The following is a 21,717-nucleotide window of genomic DNA, read 5'->3' on the forward strand; positions in this document are numbered from 1 at the left end:
GATGACGTATTTGGACTGATTGAGGACGGCTATTTAGGCCACCGCCGAGGGCTTGAGGGCAGTCCGCGGACGGAGGCAGGCAAGATTTGGCGCACTCTGGCCGTCGAACGGTCCGGTCACGCTGATGTCGCTCCGCTGCGGTTGTTCGGGAAGACCCAGCGCGGAATTGAACTTGGCGATCTCGCTGAGGTTCTTTTTTTCACTGCGGGCGGCGTACCCCATGGGCACGACCCACCCCGGCGAGATTCGGGCGATCATTCGCACCGATTGCTCGATCGTGAATTCCTCGCTTCCGCCCGGCGGGATCATCAGGGCGCCGCAGTGGCGGATCTCGGACAGGAGCGCCGGTTGCAGGGGCTGGGAAAGTTGACCGAGATGAACGACGCTGGCGCCGCCCGCGCTCAGCCGCAGGACAAGAGTCCCCGGGCCGCTGTCCGGCGCGAACTCCGCCGCCGGCCAGGCGTCGATGAAGACCCCGCCGACCTCGTATTCGCCGGGGCGGTCGATGCGATACGGCTCCGGCCCCGGTTTGCCTTCGTTGTCGAGGCCTTCAATGGTCCTAAGTTCAGCCTTCTTTAGGGAAGGCGAACCGCTCAGACTGATCGCGTGCGCAGCTATTTTGAGGTTGCGGTAGCGCTGTCCCAGCCGGTAAGGGTCGATGAATATGGTCGCGCCGCCGTGCTTGATTCGAAAACACGACGCGCCAAACCAAGCGATGTCCATCAAGCGGTGGATTCGGCGGTCGGACGCAGGCTCGAAAGCGCGCCCAGAATGATTTGTGAAATTCTAATGCGGAACTTCCCAGGTGCCTCCCGGCAGAGGCCGCAGCCGTCCGCATTACGCGCCACTAAAATCCGGACGCATGGGCGATGCCGCCGGCGATGCCCTCGCCCGACAGACTACCGCCCAGGGCCGCGCCAACTCGCCGATGCCGCCAGCCGCACAAACGAAGACTTGGGCCGATTTGCTGGCCTGCCCGGCGTGTCGAGCCGGATTGAATGAATCGGCGACGGAATTGACTTGCCGCGCCTGCGGGCGCCGCTATCCGATAGAAGACGGGATCCCGCAATTGATGTTGGAGGATGCGAAGCCGCCTGCCGAGGCCTCCGGTTCAGGGTCCGGTGGTCGCCCGACCGGGAAGGATTCCGGGACCTAAGCGATGACTCCCGACATTGGCCTGACGATCGCAATCCTGGTGATTGCGGTGGGCCTGTTTGCAACCAACCGTATTCCGTTCGACCTGATCGGCGTCGCGGTGCTGGTGGCGGTGTTTTTCGTCGGCCTGATTCCACTCGACAAGGCGTTATCCGGGTTCGCCAACAACGCCATCATCACCATCGGTTCGGTTTACGTGATCTCCGAGGGGCTCTCGCGCACCGGCGTGGCCTACTCGCTCGGCCAACTGCTGCGCCGGATCGCCGGCGGCAGCGAGGCCCGCCTGATCACGCTGACGATGCTGACCGTGGGCGGCCTTTCCGGATTCATGAACGCGATCGGGGCGGCGGCGGTCATGCTGCCGGCGATCGTGGCGGCGGCCCGCGCGATGGATGCGCCGGTCTCGCGTGTGCTCCTGCCGCTGTCCTACGGTGCCCTGATGGGGAGCATGCTCTCGCTGGTCGGGACCCCGGCCAACCTGCTGGTCAACAGCGTGATGGTCGACCGCGGATTCGAATCGTTCCAGCTCTTCGACTTCACACCCGTCGGGGCGGCGATCCTGGCGGCAGGGATCGTCACGATGGTTTTCGCCCGGCGCTGGCTGCTGCCCGATCACGCCGGCAGTGCCGAAATTGACTCGATGCTGCCGGCCGACAGCCGCCACCACGAGCCCTACCAGCTTGAGGAAGCGGTCTTTGAAGTGGAGGTGCCGTTCACCTCGAACCTTGTCGGTCAGACCGTGGCCGAGGCGAACCTGGGCCGGGACTACGGCGTCTACGTGTTCGCGATCGCGCGCGGCGAGCGCCTCCTGGCCAGCGGGCTGGCCAAGACGATCGTGGAATCCAACGACCACCTGCTCGTCAGCGGCCAGGTCCCCGATCTGGACCGGATGACCTCTGAATTCGGACTCGGCGCGGCGGAACCCTCCGACACCGACCTGGGTCAGCTTGGTTCCGGCGGGGCGCGCATGGCCGAGGTAGTTGTGGCCCCGCGCAGCGATCTGATCCAGAGGACGCTGCCGGAAGTGGAATTTACCGCCCGCTTCGGACTGAACGTTTTGGCGGTGTGGCGCGAGGGCGTTCCGCGGCGCACGCGGCTGGCGGAACTGCGACTCCAGCAGGGCGATACGCTGCTGGTCCAGGGACCCACCGCATCAGTGGACGAGCTCCGCCAGCGCTCCGAGGACCTCGTCGTGATCTCCCAGGAAACCGGGATGCGGTTCCGGCGCAACCGCGCCCCGCTGTCGATCGCGGTCCTGGCCCTTTTCGTGATCGGGATGGTCACCAACGCGGCGCCGGTCGCGATAGTGGCGCTGGCGGCGGCCGGGGCGATGGTGGTGGTCGGGGCCGTCACCATGGACGAGGCCCGCACGTCGGTGTCCTGGCGGGCGATCATCCTGATCGGCGGGATGCTGGCGATGGCCGAGGCGATGACCGAGACCGGCGCCGCCGAATACCTGGCCAGGTCGATGGTCGACGTGGTCGGCGGGGCCGGCTGGCAGGGCGTGCTGGCGGTCATCTTGATACTCACGTCGCTGTTTGCCATCTTCGTCAACAACCACGTGGCGGCGGTCCTGATGGCCCCCCTGGCGATCGACGCGGCCCTCAATTCCGGCGGCGACCCGCGCATGTTCATCATGGCGGTAGCGCTGGGCGCGGCCACCGGTTACGCGACGCCGTTCGCCCACCCCGGCAACATCCTGGTGATGGGCCCCGGCAATTACCGCTTCAACGACTTCGTGCGGGCCGGCGTCCCGGTTGCGCTGGTGGTCATGGCGGTCGGGTACGCCACGCTCCTGGTGGTGTTCTAGGTCTTGCGCCCGAACCAGTAGGCCAGGTATTTCCAGCGCCCCCAGGACCGGTAGTGGCGCAGAGCGGCCTCGGAGTCGGGATGGCGGGACCTGAACACCGAGTCGATGGGCAGGTGCCCGAACCGACCGCAAAGGGCCATGATGCAGGCCTGGGCGTAGGGACCGACTCCGGGCAACCCCAGGATCTCGCGCGCCACCGCACGGTCGCTGCGGTCCGGGCGTTCCCAGGCATCCAGGTCCAGGCGTCCTTCCACGATCAGCTGCGCGATCCGCCGCAGGCTGCCGGCGCGGTAGCCGAAGCCCGACACGGCGGCAAGTTCGCCGACCGGCACCCGGGCCACCGCCTCCGGCCCCGGAAAGGCGGTCCGTCCCAGCGGCGCGGGCTCGCCAAGGGCGCCGACCAGGCGGTCGGTCATCGCCCTGGTGCCGCTCCAAGAGATGTTGGTGGTCGCCAGCACCTTGACCAGATCCTCCCACAGCGTGGGCGAGCGGAGCAACCTGCCGTCGCCGGATTCGGCAACCGCGCGGTAGCGATTCTGCCGCCGGCAGCGGATGTGGAATTCGGCCAGGTCGAGATCGGTCCAGAGCATCCGCTTAACGACCGCGTCGAGTTCGCCACGCCCCACGTCTCCCCAGGCCTCGGCCAGCACCCCGGATCCGGACTGGCTCACGTCGATCGCCACCGCCCGCCCGGAGATGACGGCCGCCGTCTCGAGGCGGAGCCCATCCTGGTCCCAGTTGAAAGGCGCCAGGGTCCGCCAGCCGTGCGAATTTGCGAGCTGACCAAGATCGATCCGGGCCGCCGGGTAACAGTGGGCCGGAGTCGGACGGGCCGGCCAATGTCCGCTGGTTGCTCCATCCGCTGGGCTTATATTGGCCATGGTCGCCGGCCTTGCCTTTTTCCGATCTGGGACCTTGCGTGAATTTTCTTTTCATAACCACCGACCAGATGCGCGCCGACACGCTCGGCGTCGCCGGCAACCGGCTCGGCGCCACTCCCCGCCTGGACGCGCTGGCCCGGGAGGGCTGCTGGTCGCCGCGCACGTACTGCGTCCAGCCTCTGTGCATGCCCTCGCGGGCGACGATGATCACCGGCATGACGCCGCGCGGCCACCGGGTCTGGGCAAACGGGGTCAACCTGGATCCCTCCCTGCCCACGATCGGCGGGATTCTCGCCGAAGGGGGCTATGCGACCGCCCTGATCGGCAAGGCCCACTTTTGCACGTACTGGCACCAGGACGGGGTCGCTCCGGAAGAATCGCTGGAAACTCCCGAGGCCTGGACCAGCGGCGCCGTGGCGCCGGACTGGAACGGCCCCTACTACGGGTTCGACCACGTTGAACTCACCCTGCTGCACAACTACGTCGCCCAGGGCCACATCCGCCGCGATCCGGCCGCCGGCATCAGCGGCCCGGACCCGAGCCTGATCGAGCACGCAGTGGAACCCCCGCTCTGGAACGGCGGCTGGAAATCGGCCCTGCCGGCGTCGCAACACCCCACGACCTGGATCGCCGACCGGGCGATCGCCTACATGCGTGAGAAGCGCGATAAGCCGTTCTTCCTCTGGGCCTCGATACCCGATCCGCACCATCCGTTCGCACCGTCTAAACCCTATTCCGACCTCTTTGACCCCGACCGGATGGAATTGCCGCCCACGTTCGGCGACGACCTCCACGGCAAACCCGACCACGTCCGCGATTACGCGGCCGGCCGCATCAGCACCGGCCTGGAAGGCAGCGGGACCGGATGGGAGGACCTGACGGCGATACCGGACGCCGCCTGGCGCCAGACTCTGGCCTTCTACTACGGGATGTGCCGCCAGATCGACGACGCCGTCGGCCGCATGCTCGACGCCCTGGACGAACTGGGCATCGCCGACGAGACCGCGGTCATCTTCACCTCCGATCACGGCGAAATGCTGGGCGACCACGGCCTGCTTTACAAGGGCCCATTCGCCTACGAGGGGCTGCAGCGGGTGCCGTTCGTCGCGCGCCTGCCCGGGGCCCCCACCGGCATCACGCTCAATGGGCTCGGCAGCCAGATCGACCTGGCTCCCACTTTCCTCGATCTGGCCGGAAACTCCCCGCCACCGCAAATGGTCGGCGCCCCGTTAACCGAGTGGCTGCGCGGCGGTCCCGGCCGCGACCAGGCGCTGATCGAGTTCGAGGGGCGATACACCGATCTGCGCTCGCGCACCCTGGTAACGCCCGACTGGAAGCTGACCCGGTACGAGGGCGGGTCGGAGTCCGAACTGTATTCGCTGGCCGACGACCCAATGGAACGGATTAACCTCTATTCCGATCCGGCTCACGCCGGCACACGCGCCGAGCTGTCCGACCGCCTTGCCGGGGCGATGATGGACGCCGAAAGCCGCTATCCCGTACCGACGGTCCATGCCTGACCGGCTCGAGCCCGAGTCAGCCGAGCTGCTCCAGCAACTGTGCGAGCGGGCATTCGGAGCCGGCGCATCGGTCGCGCAGGGTTATGTCTTTCGCCTGCAAATCGAGGATTCAAGCGGCCGGGCCGAACTGAGCCAGCCACACGTGCCGGTCGAACCGGGATGGGTGCTGGCAACGACCCGCGCGCAACTCTCGGCGCTGGAGGCGGGAGGATATTTCGAGCGGGCGCCGCACGGCGTTCGCCAAGACGGACTGTCGATCGCCCGGGCCGGCCTTACTCAGCGCGCCCGCGGCTGGTTCGAGCAACGCCCGCGCCTGGCAAACCCGTAACTTCGGACCGACCACCCCGCTTCGCCGACTGAGGCGCGCGCGGCTAGTCCTTGATCATGTCGGATCTGAGCGGGGAGAAAGCCTCGACCAGCACCGACGGTTCGATCGCGGTGGCCTCATGGTCGGCTCCGCCCGGGATGATCCAGGCCGATCCCGCCCGGCACACCCTTTTCTCGCCCTCTACTTCCAGTTCTACGGCTCCGCTGACGCAGTAACCGATCTGTTCATTGGGGTGGTTGTGCATGGTCACGCAACCGCCAGCTTCAATTTCGACGTGGTTGAGCATCATTCGTTCGCCGTGAACCAGGAGCTTGAGTTGGACGCCGGCGAAGCGTGATTCAAGCTGTTTGGCTTCAGAGCTGTGAACTGCGTCAAACATTGCCTACGAATCCTTGGTGAGATTGGTCAGATTGCACGGAGACTATCCAATCTACCAACCTGATTGGCGGAGCGGCTCTCAGAGTCCGTAGATGCGAGCAAGGTTGTCGCCCATGATCAGATCGAACTGGTCCTGCGGCAGGCCCAATCGGGCGATCGACTCGACCGCCAAATCGGGGTGGGCGGTGGGGGCGTTCGAACCAAAGACCACTCGCTCCGCGCCGACCGCGTTGACGGCGTCGCGGACCGCGCCGGGCTCGAAAGCGGCTATGCAGGTTCCAAGGAAGAGGTTGTCGGCTAATCGCGCAGCGTCCAGCGCCTGGCCGCGCCAGTAGCGATGGCCCATGTGGTCCATGATGAACGGCACGTCCGGGAAACGCCGCGCCAGGACGCCGATTTCCAGCGGATGCGAGGGCGTTCCCTGCGAATGCACGGTCACCGGGACCCCGTAACTGCGCGCGATCTCGACGCAATCGTTGGCGGCGTCGGAAGAAACCACGTAGCCGTGGTTGGCCGACATCAATTTGAGCCCGCGCATCGAGTCTTCGCCCAGGCAGCGCTCAAGTTCGCCGGTGGCCTCGTCCCCAAGCCGCGGATTCACGCAGGCGCAGGGGATGATCCGGTCCGACAACCGGCCGCATTCGGCCACCGCCCGGTTGTTGGGCCGATATTGGACGCTGGCGATCAGAACCACCTTCTCGATTCCGGCGCGGTCCTCCATGGCCAGGAGGTCGGGCAGATCTTCGGCGGTCGAGACGTAGGCTTCGCAATCGGCGCGCATAGTTTTTCTGCAACTCTTGCTAGGGGTCAGCTCAGGTCCGGTGCCGGCCCGACTGACCGGATTGTCGCCGAAGCGGGGTTCCGATCCGGTCGCCCTGCAACCGCTCGAACCCCGCGTCCGGCCGCCCCATCAATTTCCCTAGTCGAGCGGGATCGGGCCGTTTAAGCGACCTTGAGCGGCGGCTCGATTCTTAATACAGGGCGTGAAGTGGGTGCGTTGATCCCTGGCGTTCGGTGAACTTCCGATCAGCCCGCCGGGCGCCGGACCGCGTCCGGTTGGCGGTTGGCTATTGGAAACGCGACGAATTGACCCTATTGCGGTCGCGCCTCACCGGTTTCCGGCGCGCCAAACCGTCACTCCACCCTGCGCGTCGAGAGCAGCGAGTGCGCGTCCATCCGGTCGCCAGTGCAAATCTCCCACCACGTCCTCCAGTGGCGCGGCTCCAACCGGTTCGCCCTGGCCGTCGCGTCTTAGCGACCACACCACGACGCCGCCATCCCGAGCCCCCGACGCCAGGCGCATCCCACGGGGAGCGAAAGTGAGTGTTGTGACGGGCTCCACGTGAAGTTCTAGAACGCCAGGCCGCGTTCCTTCGGGACCACTGCCCTGAAAACTCCAGACTGTTATCGGGGCGGCCCCACCAGTGGCCAATAGCGTGCCGCTGTGGTCGAAGGCAAGCGCCGACGGCTTGCCGGGATATCCCGACATCATCGAGTCCTGCCCGGTGGATCGCCGCCAGAAATGTACGGTATTGTCCTGGCTGCCGCAGGCCACGATATCCCCGTCCGGACTCAACACCATCGATACCAGGGAGCCAATCCACTCCAATCGCTGGTTGAGCTTCCCGGAAGCCGCGCCAAAAAAAGCCACCCGACCGTAGCAGGCCGTTGCCAGTTCCTTTACGCTTGTCCACGCGATCGCGCTGACGGTACTGGGGTGGTCATCTGACCGCCACGTTTCTGCCCCATCCGAATCAAACGTGCACACCTGCCGGGCGCAGGAGGCCGCCAGCCGCTCGCCGTCCGGTGACCACGCCACGTTGCCCACCCAATCGCTCCCGACTTGGATATCCTGCTCGACCCGGCCGTCCGCGGCGTTCCAGATCAGGACCCGGCCGTCCTGACCGGCCGTAGCGAACACCGGCAGGTTTGGGTGCATGGCCATCGCGAGCACTCCGCCCGCGTGGACTCCGCGGCGCGGCCAGACGGTCGCTCCCGACCTGCCGTCGAATGCGTAGACACCGCCGGTAGCATCGCCGACCACCAGCGACTCGCCTCGTCGGGTCCACCCCCCGGCAATGGCGTATTCGTCGACCGCAGCGGACCAGCCCGGGCGCAGTACGCCCCTCGGGCGGTCGAAGTTCAAACCAGGCAGGCCTCGAAACCCCGCCGCATGCTCGGCTCGTCAAGGTTGCGGCCGATAAATACGAGCTGGTTGCGGCGCGGCGCGTCTCCCCAGGGACGCTCCGGTTGCCCGTCGAAGAGCATGTGAACTCCCTGGAAAACGAAGCGACTCGACTCACCCGCGATGCTGATGAAGCCCTTCATTCGAAAAATGTCCACGCCGCGTTCGCGAAGCAGTTCGCCAATCCACGCGTTGAGCCGGTCGGGATCGCAATCTCCGTCAATCTCGATTGCGAACGACCCCACCTCGTCGTCGTGCTCATGCTGCGCGACCCAGGTTCGCTCGACCTCAGCGGTGACGGCACCCCACGTTAGCGGAGCGCCGTCATCGGTCAAGGGGGCCGGGACGGATCGCGTGATCGCCCCTGGCACGGAGACCGCAGCGTCCGCGCGAACCAGCTGCAGGTCGAACTCTTCGGCCAAGTGCTGGGCGTAGAGCCCGATCCGCACCGGAGATTCTGCCGCCAAGCGGAATCGCTTGCGTCCCGGCGAGTCAAGTTGCAGGCTCACGTGCTTGCCTACCGGAATCTCGCCCCCCGGGTTGACCAGATCAGGCGGTTCCGCGTACCGCCGCACGCACCACTCCGCGCCCTCCTCGAGCGCAGCCTCATCCTCGCCCTGATCGGGCACGACGACCAGTGACATCTCCGGGTCGGGCCCGTCGGCGAGGCTGAGTTCATACCGGCCGCGATCAAGCGAATAGACGCCGGTCCACTCGAACGGGTATTCCGGCTCAAGGAATGTGGGACGGCGCTCCAACGCCTGGTCCAGGTCGAATGCGCCGAGGTTCAACACCGTTTCGATGGAGATATCCGCCTGCTCGCTGCGGACGACGCGGGCCATCCGGTTCATGTCCCGCAGGCGAGCCTCGATTCCATCGAGCGCGCCGCCGTCGACGAGGTCTATCTTGTTCAGGACGAGCACGTCCGCGAACGCTACCTGCTCCGAGCTCTCGTCGCTTCGGCCGAGTTGCTGCTCGATATGGGCTGCATCGACTAGCGTGACGATTCCGTCCAGCGAAAACTCCGCGCGGATTTCATCGTCCATGAAGAACGTTTGGGCTACCGGGCCGGGATCGGCGAGCCCGGTAGTCTCCACCAGTACGTAGTCGAACTTGTCACGGCGTTTCATGAGATTGCCGAGCACCCTTATCAGGTCGCCGCGCACCGTGCAGCAGATGCAGCCGTTCGACATCTCGAAGATTTCCTCGTCGGCGTTGATCACGAGCGCCTGATCGATCCCGACCTCGCCGAATTCGTTTTCGATCACGGCTATGCGTTTACCGTGTTCCTCGCTCAAGATCCGGTTCAGCAGGGTCGTCTTGCCGGATCCGAGGAAGCCGGTGAGGATCGTAACCGGGATGTTCCGAGGTGCGTCCATCTAGTCCTCCTGGAGCAGATCTGCGAGCACCGAACTCGCTGCGTTAAACCCCCATGTCGCACAAACCTGGACCAGGTCCTCGGCGACAACGGCGTCCATGGGTTTGTGTACCTTCGCCTGTAGCTGTGGCGCGCCGGGCCGGAGAAGCCCGATCGCGGTTTCGACGGGCGCGCAGCCCTCTTCAAGACAAGCCAGCTCGGCGACCGTGACCGTGGTGTCATCGGAAAGCGTTAACGCCTCGCGCAAGACGTGCTTGATTTGTCTGGCTCGTTCAAGATTCGGAGGGCGCGGAGACGAGCCGATCAACATACGATCATCCGTTTGATGCGAGCTTCGCCGGAGGACGGTAGCGACTAACCCTGCTCCCCTCGGGCGCCGGCGGCAACGAGAGCGGTTCGTCAGGGAGCTGGCTCGCGGCGCCCCGCTTTGATGGATGCTGGCGATGGCGAGCTACGTCGCCCTGAATGCGCAGATCAAATTTGCCGCCAAGGGGTTCCTCGTCAGCACTCCTTGTGGTGTCCCGGCTTGCCAGAACCGCACTACCGGTTGGATTTATCAGCGCCGTATCCGGCCAGGGACTCGAGATCAATTAAAGAGGGGTTGGGGAGGGCGATCAGGTGGCGAGCGGAGCAGAGGTCGGCGCAATGCCCACCGTTCGAATTCGCCGTCCCCAATCCACGGTCATGCCGCGCTGGCGCACGCGTCGCACGTACCTATCAAGACCACTTCATGTTCCGTCATCTGAAACCCGTCCGGAACTAGAGACTCAAGTCCCTCGACGCAGCCAAAGAGGTCAAAAGCGTGGTTGCAAATCGAACAGAGAAAGTGGTGGTGATGTCCGCGATTCTTGGGTTCGTACCGTACCCCGCCGCCCAACATCTCCACCGATGCCAGCGTGCCTTGCTCAACGCCCCGTCGGAGAGCCCGGTACACCGTGGCCAGACCTATGCCGGTCCCGCCCAGGCGACTCCAGAGTTCCCTGGCGGATAGAGGGCCTTCGGCCTCGCCGAGGGCACGCAAGACGGTCAGTTGTTGCTTGGCTCGTTCCATGGGCATATGATACTCGATTCTCAGTTGGCAGGCAACGATTGCGCCGGGTCGCTGCGCTGCTCGTATCACCCCGGCGAATGAACGCTCCCGGCGGGGAGCGTTTCGACCGGGCCACGCGTACGGCACAAATCTACAAGCCGCGGCGGATTGGCCACATTTGGTACCCGAATGCCCGCCTGGCAATCGATTGCGTTAGCTGCAATCGCTCTCGTTTTAAGTCAAATCGGCCAAACGCGCACCACCCCCGCAACTGAGAATCGAGTATCATTTCGTCGTACTGGGAGCAAAGCGACGATTGCACGTCTTCCTGACCCATTGGCGCGGAAGACCCCGAGATGGTGAGTCGCGTTTTTGGGCTTTGCCTGGATTCGTTTGATTCGCGTTCCGGTCGCCCGTTCGTCGCAACTCTTGCAACAAACTCACGTGCTCACCCCGAAGAAGGACGAATCCATGAGGATGCGCCTCGGTCCAATCGCCCTGACGGCCATGTTGATGCTGGCTTTGATGGTTTTCGCTGCCTGCGATTTAAATGGCGAACAGGACTCAGTCGATGCTCCGCCCGCTACTAGCGAACCGGTTCTCGCGGAAGAACCCGATCCGCCAAGCGAGGAGGCTTCGACCGATGTAGCAGCTACGCCACGCGATCCCCTTTCAGTGGTGGCCAGCATTTATCCGCTCGGATATTTCGCCGAACGCGTCGGTGGCGACCTCGTCACGGTAGAGGTCTTGGTCAGGCCCGGATTCGAAAACCACGGATTCGTGCCGACCGCTTCGGACCTCCGATCGCTTGAAGAGGCCGATTTGGTCGTGATGAATGGTCTGGAGCTCGAACCCTGGATGGAGCGCGCGCTGGCGACTTTAGGAGAGAACCCGGATCGAATCGTCGTTGAGGCCGCGGATGCGTCGCGCGCCATTGAAGGCGTCCCGCACGGTCACGGTCACGGCGAAGAAGGGCACGAGGAAGACGACGACCACGGACACGAGGAAGACGACGACCACGGACATGAAGAAGACGACGACCACGCCCACGAGGACGATGACGACCACGGACACGAGGAAGACGACCATGCCCACGACCATGGCGAACTGGACCCGCACATGTGGCTAGACCCGGTGTTGGCCGTGGCTCAGGTCGAGCGCATCCGCGACGCTTTAATCGGCGTCGATCCCGACAACACCGACACCTACCGGGCCAATGCTTCAGCACTTGCTGACGAGCTCGGGACGTTGGATATTGAAATCGCCGAAGGACTGAGCAGTTGCCGGCACGACCATTTCGTCACCTCGCACGCCGCCTACGGTTATCTGGCAGCGCGATATGGGATCGAACAGTTACCGGTTGCCGGGCTTTCGCCAGAGACGGAACCCTCGCCGCGAGAATTGGCGGAAATCTCTGACCGGATCGCCGAATTGGGGCTGGAACACGTGATGGTTGAACCGGTGCTCAGCGGTGAGCTCACGTCTGCGCTTGCTCGCGAACACGGCATCGATTTGATTGCCATTCACGCCATCGAAAGCGTTACCCAGTCCGAGTTGGACGACCATGGGGACTACTTCGGATTGATGCGGGACAACCTGGCCAATCTGGTCCTGGCGCTGGATTGCGCGTGACCGCGATCGGCTCACCCAGCGCAGTCGAGTGGGATCGCGTCTGCTTCGCGTATGACGCGATCCCCGCGGTCGAAGACGTTTCGCTGTCGATTGACCGCAGCGAGCTGGCGGCCGTCCTGGGTCCAAACGGCAGCGGAAAGAGCACCTTGATCAAATTGGCGCTCGGTTTGTTGCGGCCCGATTCGGGCCACGTGCGCCTCTTCGGCCGCGACGCTGGCGATTTCCGGGACTGGGGCAGAGTGGGCTACATGCCGCAGGTTGGCTCCGGCGCCTGGCGCGACTTTCCCGCCACTGTCTCTGAAATAGTCGCCAATGGGGCAAAACGCCGGTTTTCTCCTCTGGCGGTGTTTGAGCGCTCCGAGCGCGAAGAGGTCATGGCCGCACTGGAGGTGGTCGGCATGACTTCTTTTAAGTCGCGGCGCCTTTCAGAACTTTCAGTGGGCCAGCAACAGAGGGTGCTGCTGGCCCGGGCACTGGTCCGTGACCCCGAGTTACTGGTGTTGGACGAACCCGCCGCCGGGGTTGATGTCGCCGGCGAGGAACGGCTTTACGCCGTCCTGCGCGACCTGAACCGCGACCGGGGCATGACGATCGTTATCGTCTCCCACGACATCGGCGCGATGCTGCGCGAGGCAACCACGGTGGCATGTTTGAACTGCCGGCTGGTCCGCCACGGGCCCCCGCACGACCTCACCCGGGACGAACTCTCGATGCTTTACGGCGTCCCGGTGGACGTCCTCGTCCACGACGAGCGCCACGAGTTCGAAAGCGTCCTGCACCACCACCGCTAGCCGTGCCGAGCATTTTCCAGTACGAATTCATGCTGCGCGCCCTGGCGGGCGGTGCATTGGTGGGCGTTCTGGCGCCCATTCTGGGCACGTTCGTCGTGCTGCGCCGTTATTCGCTTATCGCCGACACGCTGGCGCACGTGGCGCTGATGGGGGTCGCGATCGGCATGGCCTCGAGATTCCTACCCGCGCTGACGGCGTTGGTCGCGGCGGTGCTGGGTGCGGTCGTGGTCGAACAACTGCGCGTCCGCGGCCGGCTGCCGGGGGATGCGGCTCTGGCGGTTGTGCTCTACGGCTCACTGGCGATCGCCATCGTGGTGATCAGCGCTGCAGGCGGCTTCAATGTGGACCTGTTTTCGTTCCTTTTCGGCTCGATCCTGAGCGTGTCGCCGCTGGACCTTTGGTTGCTGGCCGGTTTGACGGCGGGAGTCGTGATATTCGTGGCCGTGTTTTACGTGGACTTGGCGCAACTGGCGTTCGACGAGGAACTGGCCAAAGTAAGCGGCGTCCGCACCGACTTGCTCAACCTCGCCCTGGCGGTGCTGACCGGGGCGACCATCACGATGTCAATGCGGGTGGTCGGCGTTCTTTTGATCGGGGCCTTGCTGGTAATACCGGTGCTGACCGGCCTGCACACGGCGCGCGGACTCCGAATGGCCATGGGCGTCGCGGTCGTGACCGGCCTTGTGAGCGCTGGCGCCGGCCTGACGATCGCGTTTTACAGGGACTTTTCAGCCGGCGGGGCGATCGTGATCACGGCGCTGCTGCTGCTGCTGCTTTCGCGGCTCTGGTCGAGCTTGAACGAGTGGGTGCGCGGCTCCCGGCGTCAGGAAACGGATTAAAAGACCCGGGATCCAGTCCGCTCTGGAGGTGTGCGGTTCCGGCCGGTTCGAATGCCCGATGGTTGCGGCGGGTCGTCAGCAGATCGACTCAATTCCCTGCTCGCTTGCCATCTGAGCCAGAACGCTGATTTCGGCCTGTGACGCCGGTATGCCGTTGACGATGCGGTCGTCGTAGGTATTCCATTCGATCTCGCCGGGGACGTACACGCGGTCGAATCCGGGCCGTGGCGGGGTCTGGCGCACGATGGCGGCGGTTTGCTCGGCGGTGGCGGCGAAATCGGCGGCGTCGGTGACCGCGGCGATATCGATGACCAGGAAGGTCATGCCGGTCTGATCGGCCTCGTCGCCGCTGATTCCGCCAAGCGACTTGACCGGTGAAGTCAACGCCCCGGCCAGGGCGCCGGATATAAGGTCCAGGACGTAACCGATGGCATAGCCCTTGGCCCCGCCGGCGGGGAGCATGCTAACCGCCGCGTGCGGGTCGGTCGTATCGTTCCCGTCCGAATCCATGCACCACCCTTCCGGCAGCGGCTGGTCGTGAAGCCGGGCCATCATGACCTTGCCCATCGCCGCCACCCCGGTGGCCATGTCCAGGATGACCGGCCGGTCGTTTCCGGCCGGGATCACCCAGGCGTGAGGGTTGTTGCCCATGACCGACCGGGCGCCGCCGTAGGGCGCGGTGTTGACCACTCCGCCGTTAGAGCTGCTGAAGCCGATCATCTGTTCTTCGGCCGCCAGGTAGGGCCAGTAGGCGGCGGCACCGAAGTGGCGCGAGTTGCGCACGCAGGTCAGGCCGATTCCGCTCTCCCGGGCCTTGCCCATGGCAGTCTGCACTGCTCGCTCGGCGGCCACCTGGCCCATCCCCCGGTCGCCGTCGAAGACCGCGAACGCCGGGCCGTCCAGCAGCACCGAAATTTCCGGGCGCGGATTGTTGGCCCCGGACTGCAGCGCCTTCAGGTAGCCGGGCTGGAGGCGAACGACCCCGTGCGAATAGATTCCGCGCAGGTCGGCCCACACCAGGCTGCGGGCGGTCAGCCCGGCATCTTTAGCGGGAACTCCGCAGGCGACGAACAGCGCCGTGCTGAAGTCTTCCAGCTCGCCCGCGTCCAGGCGGACGGCGTTTTCCTGATCGCTCACTTGGCGTTGCCCTCCGGTTGCGTTCGGCCCATTATGGGCGGGGGCTAGATTAGCCTGCGCAACTCCCGGCAGAAGATTTCGGCGCCTTCGCGGATCTGGTCCAAGGTTGCGAATGAAAAGGCGATTCGCAGACAGCTGTCGTCGCGCCCGTCGGGGCGGAACCAGGAACCCGCCCAGACGTCGACGCCCCGCTCGGCCACGGCCCGCTCCACCTCGACGCCGCTGCAGCCGGACGGGAGCTGCAGCCAGCAGAAGAATCCGCCTTCGGGCCGCGACCAAATTACCGGCAGGTCGGCCAGTTCGGACTCTAGGACGGAAAGCAATGCATCGCGTTTTGAGCAATACACGCCCTGCAACCGCCGGATGTGGGCGAACATGTGTCGCTGCATGAAATCGGCGACGATGCGGCTGGTGAACGGACTGGCTCCCAGGTCGTATTTGTGGGCGGCGAGCAAGGCGGTGGTTTCGCGGTCGGCCATCGCCCAGCCGAGGCGGGTGCCGGCGCCCAGGATCTTTGAAAAAGTGCCGGTCCGCACCACGCGGTTCCCGCCGGCCAGCTCGAATAGGCTCGGCACTCGTTCCCCGGCGAACCGCAGCTCGTAGTAGGCGTCGTCTTCGGCTATCAGGAATCCGTGCCGGTCGGCAAGCTCCAGGACCTGGCGGCGCCGCTCCACGCTGGCGGTCACCCCGAGCGGGTTCTGGAACGTCGGGATCGTGTAGAACGCCTTAACCCGCCGACCCCGGCAGGCGTCCTCGATGTCCTGCGGCAACGGACCGCATTCGTCCCAGCGGACCGGTCGCAGGTCGGCTCCGAACCCCTTGAAGAACCCAGCCCCCCAGCTCACCTCGTCAATCAGCACCGTGTCGCCGGGATCGATCAGGGCGGTCGCCAGCAACCCCAGCGCCTGGGCGGCGCCGTTGGTAATCAGCACCTGGTCGGGATCCAGCGCCAAATCCTCAAGCCTGCCGGTCTTGCGGCAGACGGCCTCCCGCAGCGGCAGATAGCCTTGTCCGGCGCCGTACAGCAATGCGCCCGGGTCCGATTCCAGGACGCGGTGTGCCGAACCCGCCAACCTGAGCATGGGGAAGGAATCCGGGTCGGGCTGCCCGCCCCCCAATGGGAATCGGATCTGGGTGCTCGATTCGATCGGGTCGTCGGTGGCCAGCTGCCGCCGCAGGCGCCCGTGCGCCGAAAGAAGGTCCCCCGGACCGTCGGCGGGACCGGATTCAGGAACTGCCAAGGTCAATGGGATTCCCCTGCTGGAAAACTTCTCGGCGCGCTGGCGGCGTCGAGCCGGACCGGATCGAAAGGCGCCAGCGCCAGCGCGGTGTCGCGTTCCAGTATCAGGTTGACGAGTTCGCGGGCGCTGACCGGCCCCAGGAGCATCCCGGTCCGCCCATGCCCCGTGCAGATCCAGGCCCCGCGAACACCAGGCACCGGGCCGATCAGGGGAAGCCCGTCGCGGGAGATAGGCCGCAGGCAGGCCGTCTGGGCGATCACCCCTGATTCGTCGATGCGCGCGCTAAGACGGCGGGCCCGGGCCAGGATCAGGCCGCGCGCCGCGTCGGTCGTTGCCCGGTCGAATCCGACCGACTCCTCGGTGGTGCCGATCCAGACCTGCCCGTCGGGGCGCGGTGATAGGTAACTGCCGTCCGGGCACGAGAACCCGACCGCGGAATGCGGCGGCGGAAGCCGCAACCGCAGAATCTGGCCCTTGAGCGGGTAAACCGAGTCCTCGAACCCCAGTTGACCGGCCAGGGCTCCGGTCCAGGGACCGGCGGCCAGCAGCACCTGCTCGGCGCGGTAATCATCCCGCGATCCGCGCAGCCGAAATCCCGGTCCCGACTCCTCCAGCGAAACCACCGAATCGATCGCCAGGCGGGCGCCGGCGCGCTGCGCCGCGGCGCAAAAGGCGCGGGTCAGGCGATCCGGGTCCAGGTTGCCGGCCGACGGTTCATAGATGCCTCCGGCCTGCGGCTGGTCGATCCAGGGACAAACTTCCGTGACCTGCTCCGGGTCCAGCCAGCGGGCGCCGCGTCCGCGCGGTACCGGGTCGTCCAGCAGCGAACGCAGGGCCGGGGCCGCGACTTCCTCCGTGGCTACCAGCACGCTTCCCCCATGCCGCAGCTCGTAACCTGAGCCGGAACCGTTCCCCAACGTCTCCGGTAATTGCTGGTGGAGATCGAAAGCGGCCAGCATCAGGTCCCGCAGCGGCGGCTGGAGCCGCAATCCGATGGGGGGCGTGATCAGTCCGGCCGAAAAGCCGGACGCGCCGGAGGCGACCTCATCGGCTTCGATTAGCAGGCAGGTCCGCCCCGCCCGGGCAAGGTAGTAGGCGCCCGCCGACCCGGCTATGCCGGCGCCGACGATCGCAAAGTCGTAGATCGGTTTGGCCATCGGGCGTATTACGGCGCCCGCGGCCGGCGATTCAGAACCCGTCGACGCCCATGTTGTGCATGTCGCGGGCCATCGACTCCGGAGACACCGGGGCCGCTGGCTGCGGCAGTTCGGCCACCATCGCCTCGGTCGTCAGCAGCATGGTGCCGGCCGAGGTGGCGTTGTCCAGGGCGATGCAGGCCACGTTGGCGGCGTCGACGACACCCATTTCGTACAGGTCACCGAACTCGTCGCTGTCGGCATTCCAGCCGTGCCACGGGTCGTCGGAAGAGAGCACCGAATCGATCACCAGCGAGGGAACCGCGCCGGCGTTGGCGGCGATTCGCCGCAGAGGACCGTGCAGCGCCCTTTTCACGATGGCGGCGCCGGTCCGCTCGTCACCTTCCGGAAACTGCTCAAGGTCGATCGACTCGGCTGCGCGCAGGTAGCAGGCGCCGCCGCCGGGCACGATCCCACCGTGGACCGCCGCGCGGGTAGTCGATACGCCGTCTTCGGCGCGGGTCTTGCGCTCGCGCAATTCCACTTCGGTGGCGGCCCCGACCGAGATGATGCCGACGCCGCCGGTCAGGCGCGCCAGCCGTTCTTCCAGTTTTTCCCGGTCCCAGTCGGATTCGGTGGTTTCAAGCTGGGTTCGAATCTGTTCGGCGCGGGCCTGCACCGCGGCGTCGTGACCGGGGCTCTCCAAAAGGATCGTGGCCAAGCGTCCGATGGTCACCCGGTCGGCTTGGCCGAGCCAGCTGACATCGGCTTCCTGCCAGGAAAAGCCGACATGGTCGGAAAAGACGGTTCCGCCGGTCATCGCGCCGATGTCCATCAGGATGGAGCGCATCCGTTCGCCGTAGGAGGGCGCCTTGATCGCGGCCACGTTCAGCTTGCCGCGCAGCTTGTTCATGATCAGCAGGGCTAGGGCGTCGCCGTCGATGTTCGTGGCCACGATGAACAGGTTGCGGATTCCGGCGGCCAGGATCTTGTCCAGGAAGGGCGCGAACGCGCCGGCGCTGGAGATCTTCGAATCGGCCAGCAGTACGCGCGGCCGGTCCAGATAGGCTTCCATGCGCTCGGCGTTGGTGACGAAATAGGGCGAGACCCAGCCCTTGTCCAGCTGCATGCCTTCCACGTAGCGGGTCGAAAGCGCCACGCCGCTGCGCGACTCGTCGATCTGGACCATGCCGTCGTTGCCGACCCGTTCCATTACCTCGGCGATGTACTCGCCGATCTCGGGGTCGTTGGCCGCGATCGAGGCGACCCGCTCGATGTCTTCCGAGCTCGCCACCGGCCGGGCGATCGAGCGGACGTGATCGTGGGCCATCTTGGCGGCGCGGTCAATGCCCCGCTTGAGGATCATCGCGTTCGCTCCGGCGGCCAGGTTGCGCAACCCCTGACGCGCGATCGACTGGGTAAGCACCACCGAACTTGTGGTGCCGTCGCCGACCGCCTCGCCGGTCTTCATCGCCGCTTCCTTGACGATCTGGACCCCGATGTTCATGTAGGGGTCGGAGTAGGACTCGGCGAACTGCTTGGCGATCTGGTCGCCGTCGTTGGTCACCTCGGCGGACTGGAAGCGCTCGTACATGACGTTGCGGCCTCGCGGCCCGTAGGTGGAGCCGACGATGTCGGCGAGCAGGTCGACGCCCTTGATCAGGTCGCGACGGGCTTCGTCGGAGAACTTTACGCCCTTGGGCGGCATTGCGGACGGATCCCTGTGTCTGTTATTTGGTCAGCGCTTTAAAAAGCGCGGGTTCGAGGCGTTATCCAACCACCGCGAGGACGTCGCGCTCGGCGATGATGAGGTAGTCCACGCCGTCGGACTTGAATTCGGTCCCAGCGTATTTGGCAAAGAGCACGGTGTCGCCGACCTTCACGTCGAGCTCGGCGCGTTCGCCCTTGTCGTTGCGGGCGCCCGGACCGGCCGCCACGACCTCGCCCTCCATGGGTTTTTCCTTGGCGGTGTCGGGCAGCACCAATCCCGAACTGGTCATCTCTTCGCGCTCGATCGGCTTGATCAGCAGTCGGTCGCCGAGCGGTTTGATGTCGGACATGGCCAGAATTCCTTTTCGCGGGGGCGGGGTGCGGTCGGCACGAAGGCAAAGTGCGGATTGGCGCGGGGCGTGACGATACCGCCGCGCCGCGGCCGAGGAATTATAAAAATTCCGAAGCGCTGTGCGCGCGTGGGCGCGCCGCGGCTACGCGGCCTTGGCGATGGTGAGCGGGCCTTCCGGCAGCACCGCGATCTTCAGACCCGGTCGCGCTCCCGCCAGCTGCCGGGCCAGCGCGCCGATGTCGCGGCAGGGAAGGCAGCCGATTGCGGCTACCTTCGCCGGATCGAGACCGTCGCTGAATACATGCACGCGCGACCGCGATTGGATGTCGGCCAGGATCTGGGCCTGCCACTGGTCGGGGAGCGGCCGCCGCTGCGCCCGGATGCTCGCAAGCAGCTCGGCAGGCTGCAGGCCGCGCTCCAGATAGCGCCCGAAATGGCCGTGGCCGAGCCCCTCGGCGCATTCGCTGGCGATGACCAGGTTGCCGCCGGGGGCGACGATGCGGGCCGCCGCCGACAGACCCTTGACCGCCTGGTAGAAGTTCTGGTCCAGGGGAAACCCGCTGTTCGAACTGATCACCAGGTCGAACCGCTCGTCGACCGCGACTATTGAACTGGCGGCCACCCGGCGACAGGCCCGGTCGTGGGCGGCCACCAGTTCGCCGCAGAAAACGTCGGTGATCTTTTTCTGCGCGTCAAGGGCCACGTTGAGGATCAAATCCGGCGGGCACAGCGCGGCCGCCTCGCGCTGCTCGCGGAAGATCGGGTTGGCGGCGGTGCTGCCCCAGGTCGATTCGGGATGGTCAATCATCTCGGCGTCGTGGTTGGCCAGGATGGATTCGGGCGCGGCCACCCCTGGCAGGGTGAGCTTTGCCCCGCCGGAGAAGCCGGCGAAAAAGTGTGGTTCGACGAAGCCGGTCGTTACCCGGTGGTCGGCCTCCACGTAATCGCGGCAAAGGCGCACCGGCCGTCCGGTCGAAGTGGCGCCCACGTCCACGTAGTCGGCGCCGCCGCTGCCCGGTTGAATCACCGAAAACCTGGCCAGCAGCTCCGGTCCCAGCATCTCCGCCAGCTCCGCATCCGTGTTGGGCCGGTGCAGGCCAAGCGCGTTGAGCAGCTTGATCGGCCCGCGGTGATTGGCCGGCAGGGCCTCCAGGACCGCCTCGATCATCAGACGGCTCGGGGCCGGGCGGGTGTAGTCGCAGAAAACTATCGCCAGGCTCGCCTCCGGCCCTACGCAATCGGCCAGCGGGCTGGCCCCCAGCGGGTCGGCGAGCGCCAGTCTGAGCGCTGTCCGCGGATCTTTGAGCGGCGCGGGAAAGCGCGGCCTGATCGTCCGCGCGCCGGTGGGCAATTCGATGCGCAGGCGTCCTCGCCCGTAGGCCAGATCGATCGCGGTCAAGTCAGCCTCGCGTTTCGCGGCGCGAAAAACCGGCGGAAGGCGGAATTAACATAAATATATAGGCTCCGTTTCACTCGATCGCGCCGCCGCCCCGCCCGCTGTCATCAAGCCCAGCGCGGTGCGCCCGGTTCGAGCCGACCGAACCGCCCAGGAGAATCAAAACGCGCATCTACGACATTTCGGTTCCGCTCGACCGCGACACCCCCTCCCATCCCGACGAACCCTCGATCGAAGTCGAGGTGGCCACCCGGATCACGGACGGCGCCAACAGCAACGTATCCACGCTGCGAATGGGAACCCACTCGGGCACCCACGTCGACCCGCCGGCCCATTTTTTCGACGGCACCATGACGGTCGACCGGCTGGACCTGAACATGCTTTGCGGTCCGGCCTACGTGACCGAGATCCTCGGCGTCGATGAAATCGGCCGCGACCACCTCGAGGCCGCCCGAATTCCTCCGGGGGTGCGCCGGCTGCTGATCAAGACTTCCAACTCCACCAAGGAGTTGCTAAAGCAACCCGAATATCAGTCGCAGTACTCGGCCCTGATGCCGGGCGGGGCCCGCTGGATCGTGGATCGCGGCGTAAAGGTCGTCGGTATCGACTATCTGTCTATCGAGCCGATGGACTCGAAACGGTTTGATACCCACCGCGTGATCCTCGGTAACCGCTTGGCGATAGCCGAGGGCCTGGACCTGGCCAACATCATTCCGGGGCACTACAACCTCTTCTGTCTGCCGCTCAAGATCGCCCGCGGCGACGGCGCCCCGGCGCGGGTGATCCTGGTGGAAGACCTCTGACCGCCGCCAGCGGCG

At 65.7% G+C, this 21,717-nt stretch carries 21 protein-coding genes and 1 pseudogene; 8 read left to right on the forward strand and 14 right to left on the reverse strand.

Going from position 1 to position 21,717, the window contains the following annotated elements; all coding sequences use genetic code 11:
• Positions 1-33: 33 nt before the first annotated feature.
• Positions 34-726 carry a hypothetical protein gene (locus tag F4X41_08540; GenBank protein ID MYB17058.1) on the reverse strand — a complete coding sequence of 231 codons (693 nt, stop codon included), beginning with the start codon at positions 724-726 and terminating at the stop codon, positions 34-36.
• A gap of 202 nt (positions 727-928) precedes the next feature.
• Between F4X41_08540 and F4X41_08545 the strand changes: the two genes are divergently transcribed.
• Positions 929-1,156: a Trm112 family protein gene (locus F4X41_08545; protein MYB17059.1), complete on the forward strand. Its 228-nt coding sequence runs from the start codon at positions 929-931 to the stop codon at positions 1,154-1,156.
• A 3-nt stretch (positions 1,157-1,159) separates the two neighbouring features.
• The gene (locus tag F4X41_08550) at positions 1,160-2,965 is read left to right on the forward strand and encodes an SLC13 family permease (GenBank protein MYB17060.1); all 1,806 of its coding nucleotides are present in this window, start codon (positions 1,160-1,162) and stop codon (positions 2,963-2,965) included.
• Here the strand turns inward: F4X41_08550 and F4X41_08555 are convergent.
• Positions 2,962-3,846: a hypothetical protein gene (locus tag F4X41_08555; protein ID MYB17061.1), complete on the reverse strand. Its 885-nt coding sequence runs from the start codon at positions 3,844-3,846 to the stop codon at positions 2,962-2,964. The two genes, F4X41_08550 and F4X41_08555, sit on opposite strands and share 4 nt — an antisense overlap.
• Positions 3,847-3,884: 38 nt before the next feature.
• On the opposite strand from F4X41_08555, the gene F4X41_08560 reads away from it, so the two are divergent.
• Both F4X41_08560 and F4X41_08565 read left to right on the forward strand, forming a co-directional pair.
• Positions 3,885-5,366, forward strand: a complete 1,482-nt coding sequence (locus F4X41_08560) for a sulfatase-like hydrolase/transferase (protein MYB17062.1) — start codon at positions 3,885-3,887, stop codon at positions 5,364-5,366.
• Complete coding sequence (locus F4X41_08565) at positions 5,359-5,694, forward strand: hypothetical protein (GenBank protein MYB17063.1); 336 nt, start codon at positions 5,359-5,361, stop codon at positions 5,692-5,694. Before F4X41_08560 ends, F4X41_08565 begins: the two co-directional genes overlap by 8 nt.
• A gap of 43 nt (positions 5,695-5,737) precedes the next feature.
• Here F4X41_08565 and F4X41_08570 read toward each other — a convergent pair whose 3' ends face one another.
• From F4X41_08570 to F4X41_08595, 6 genes and pseudogenes are all read right to left on the reverse strand, one after another.
• Positions 5,738-6,073 (reverse strand): cupin domain-containing protein, encoded by a 336-nt coding sequence (locus F4X41_08570; GenBank protein ID MYB17064.1) that lies wholly within the window; start codon positions 6,071-6,073, stop codon positions 5,738-5,740.
• Between the two features lie 78 nt (positions 6,074-6,151).
• A complete protein-coding gene (locus F4X41_08575) occupies positions 6,152-6,853 on the reverse strand; it encodes an amidohydrolase (protein ID MYB17065.1) in 702 nt (233 codons plus the stop codon).
• A gap of 327 nt (positions 6,854-7,180) precedes the next feature.
• Complete coding sequence (locus tag F4X41_08580) at positions 7,181-8,227, reverse strand: PQQ-binding-like beta-propeller repeat protein (protein ID MYB17066.1); 1,047 nt, start codon at positions 8,225-8,227, stop codon at positions 7,181-7,183.
• On the reverse strand, positions 8,215-9,636 hold the full coding sequence (locus F4X41_08585; GenBank protein MYB17067.1) for a GTP-binding protein: 1,422 nt from the start codon (positions 9,634-9,636) through the stop codon (positions 8,215-8,217). Before F4X41_08585 ends, F4X41_08580 begins: the two co-directional genes overlap by 13 nt.
• Before the next feature lie 72 nt (positions 9,637-9,708).
• Positions 9,709-9,945 (reverse strand): annotated as a pseudogene (locus F4X41_08590) (nitrate reductase).
• 372 nt (positions 9,946-10,317) lie between these two features.
• Complete coding sequence (locus tag F4X41_08595; GenBank protein MYB17068.1) at positions 10,318-10,692, reverse strand: transcriptional repressor; 375 nt, start codon at positions 10,690-10,692, stop codon at positions 10,318-10,320.
• A 444-nt stretch (positions 10,693-11,136) separates the two neighbouring features.
• Between F4X41_08595 and F4X41_08600 the strand changes: the two genes are divergently transcribed.
• The 3 genes from F4X41_08600 to F4X41_08610 are packed head-to-tail and all read left to right on the forward strand — an operon-like array spanning position 11,137 to position 13,927.
• Complete coding sequence (locus F4X41_08600) at positions 11,137-12,297, forward strand: hypothetical protein (protein ID MYB17069.1); 1,161 nt, start codon at positions 11,137-11,139, stop codon at positions 12,295-12,297.
• Positions 12,246-13,088 (forward strand): metal ABC transporter ATP-binding protein, encoded by an 843-nt coding sequence (locus tag F4X41_08605; protein MYB17070.1) that lies wholly within the window; start codon positions 12,246-12,248, stop codon positions 13,086-13,088. Before F4X41_08600 ends, F4X41_08605 begins: the two co-directional genes overlap by 52 nt.
• On the forward strand, positions 12,944-13,927 hold the full coding sequence (locus F4X41_08610; protein ID MYB17071.1) for a metal ABC transporter permease: 984 nt from the start codon (positions 12,944-12,946) through the stop codon (positions 13,925-13,927). Before F4X41_08605 ends, F4X41_08610 begins: the two co-directional genes overlap by 145 nt.
• A gap of 75 nt (positions 13,928-14,002) precedes the next feature.
• On the opposite strand, the gene F4X41_08615 is transcribed toward F4X41_08610, so the two are convergent.
• From F4X41_08615 to larA, 6 genes are all read right to left on the reverse strand, one after another.
• Entirely contained in the window at positions 14,003-15,343 is a 1,341-nt protein-coding gene (locus tag F4X41_08615; GenBank protein MYB17072.1) for an Ldh family oxidoreductase, read from the reverse strand.
• A complete protein-coding gene (locus tag F4X41_08620; protein ID MYB17073.1) occupies positions 15,109-16,311 on the reverse strand; it encodes a PLP-dependent aminotransferase family protein in 1,203 nt (400 codons plus the stop codon). The genes F4X41_08615 and F4X41_08620 overlap by 235 nt, the downstream gene beginning before the upstream one ends.
• Positions 16,308-17,462, reverse strand: a complete 1,155-nt coding sequence (locus F4X41_08625) for an FAD-binding oxidoreductase (GenBank protein ID MYB17074.1) — start codon at positions 17,460-17,462, stop codon at positions 16,308-16,310. The genes F4X41_08620 and F4X41_08625 overlap by 4 nt, the downstream gene beginning before the upstream one ends.
• 31 nt (positions 17,463-17,493) lie before the next feature.
• Entirely contained in the window at positions 17,494-19,149 is a 1,656-nt protein-coding gene (gene groL / locus F4X41_08630; protein ID MYB17075.1) for a chaperonin GroEL, read from the reverse strand.
• Positions 19,150-19,210: 61 nt separating this feature from the next.
• Positions 19,211-19,501 carry a co-chaperone GroES gene (locus F4X41_08635; GenBank protein ID MYB17076.1) on the reverse strand — a complete coding sequence of 97 codons (291 nt, stop codon included), beginning with the start codon at positions 19,499-19,501 and terminating at the stop codon, positions 19,211-19,213.
• Positions 19,502-19,645: 144 nt separating this feature from the next.
• Positions 19,646-20,902, reverse strand: a complete 1,257-nt coding sequence (gene larA, locus F4X41_08640) for a nickel-dependent lactate racemase (GenBank protein ID MYB17077.1) — start codon at positions 20,900-20,902, stop codon at positions 19,646-19,648.
• A gap of 77 nt (positions 20,903-20,979) precedes the next feature.
• Here larA and F4X41_08645 point away from each other — a divergent pair, with 77 nt between their 5' ends.
• Positions 20,980-21,702 carry a cyclase family protein gene (locus F4X41_08645; GenBank protein MYB17078.1) on the forward strand — a complete coding sequence of 241 codons (723 nt, stop codon included), beginning with the start codon at positions 20,980-20,982 and terminating at the stop codon, positions 21,700-21,702.
• Positions 21,703-21,717 lie beyond the last annotated feature (15 nt).

This window comes from Chloroflexota bacterium, assembly GCA_009840625.1.
Taxonomy (GTDB): Bacteria; Chloroflexota; UBA11872; order UBA11872; family VXNJ01; genus VXNJ01.

Bases quoted from the DNA above. Each gene is read 5' to 3' on its own strand.
- F4X41_08545 (MYB17059.1), top strand. From the start codon at position 929: ATGCCGCCAGCCGCACAAACGAAGACTTGGGCCGATTTGCTGGCCTGC.
- F4X41_08550 (MYB17060.1), top strand. From the start codon at position 1,160: ATGACTCCCGACATTGGCCTGACGATCGCAATCCTGGTGATTGCGGTG.
- F4X41_08555 (MYB17061.1), bottom strand. From the start codon at position 3,846: ATGGCCAATATAAGCCCAGCGGATGGAGCAACCAGCGGACATTGGCCG.
- F4X41_08565 (MYB17063.1), top strand. From the start codon at position 5,359: ATGCCTGACCGGCTCGAGCCCGAGTCAGCCGAGCTGCTCCAGCAACTG.
- F4X41_08570 (MYB17064.1), bottom strand. From the start codon at position 6,073: ATGTTTGACGCAGTTCACAGCTCTGAAGCCAAACAGCTTGAATCACGC.
- F4X41_08575 (MYB17065.1), bottom strand. From the start codon at position 6,853: ATGCGCGCCGATTGCGAAGCCTACGTCTCGACCGCCGAAGATCTGCCC.
- F4X41_08585 (MYB17067.1), bottom strand. From the start codon at position 9,636: ATGGACGCACCTCGGAACATCCCGGTTACGATCCTCACCGGCTTCCTC.
- F4X41_08595 (MYB17068.1), bottom strand. From the start codon at position 10,692: ATGCCCATGGAACGAGCCAAGCAACAACTGACCGTCTTGCGTGCCCTC.
- F4X41_08600 (MYB17069.1), top strand. From the start codon at position 11,137: ATGAGGATGCGCCTCGGTCCAATCGCCCTGACGGCCATGTTGATGCTG.
- F4X41_08610 (MYB17071.1), top strand. From the start codon at position 12,944: ATGTTTGAACTGCCGGCTGGTCCGCCACGGGCCCCCGCACGACCTCAC.
- F4X41_08625 (MYB17074.1), bottom strand. From the start codon at position 17,462: ATGGCCAAACCGATCTACGACTTTGCGATCGTCGGCGCCGGCATAGCC.
- groL (MYB17075.1), bottom strand. From the start codon at position 19,149: ATGCCGCCCAAGGGCGTAAAGTTCTCCGACGAAGCCCGTCGCGACCTG.
- F4X41_08635 (MYB17076.1), bottom strand. From the start codon at position 19,501: ATGTCCGACATCAAACCGCTCGGCGACCGACTGCTGATCAAGCCGATC.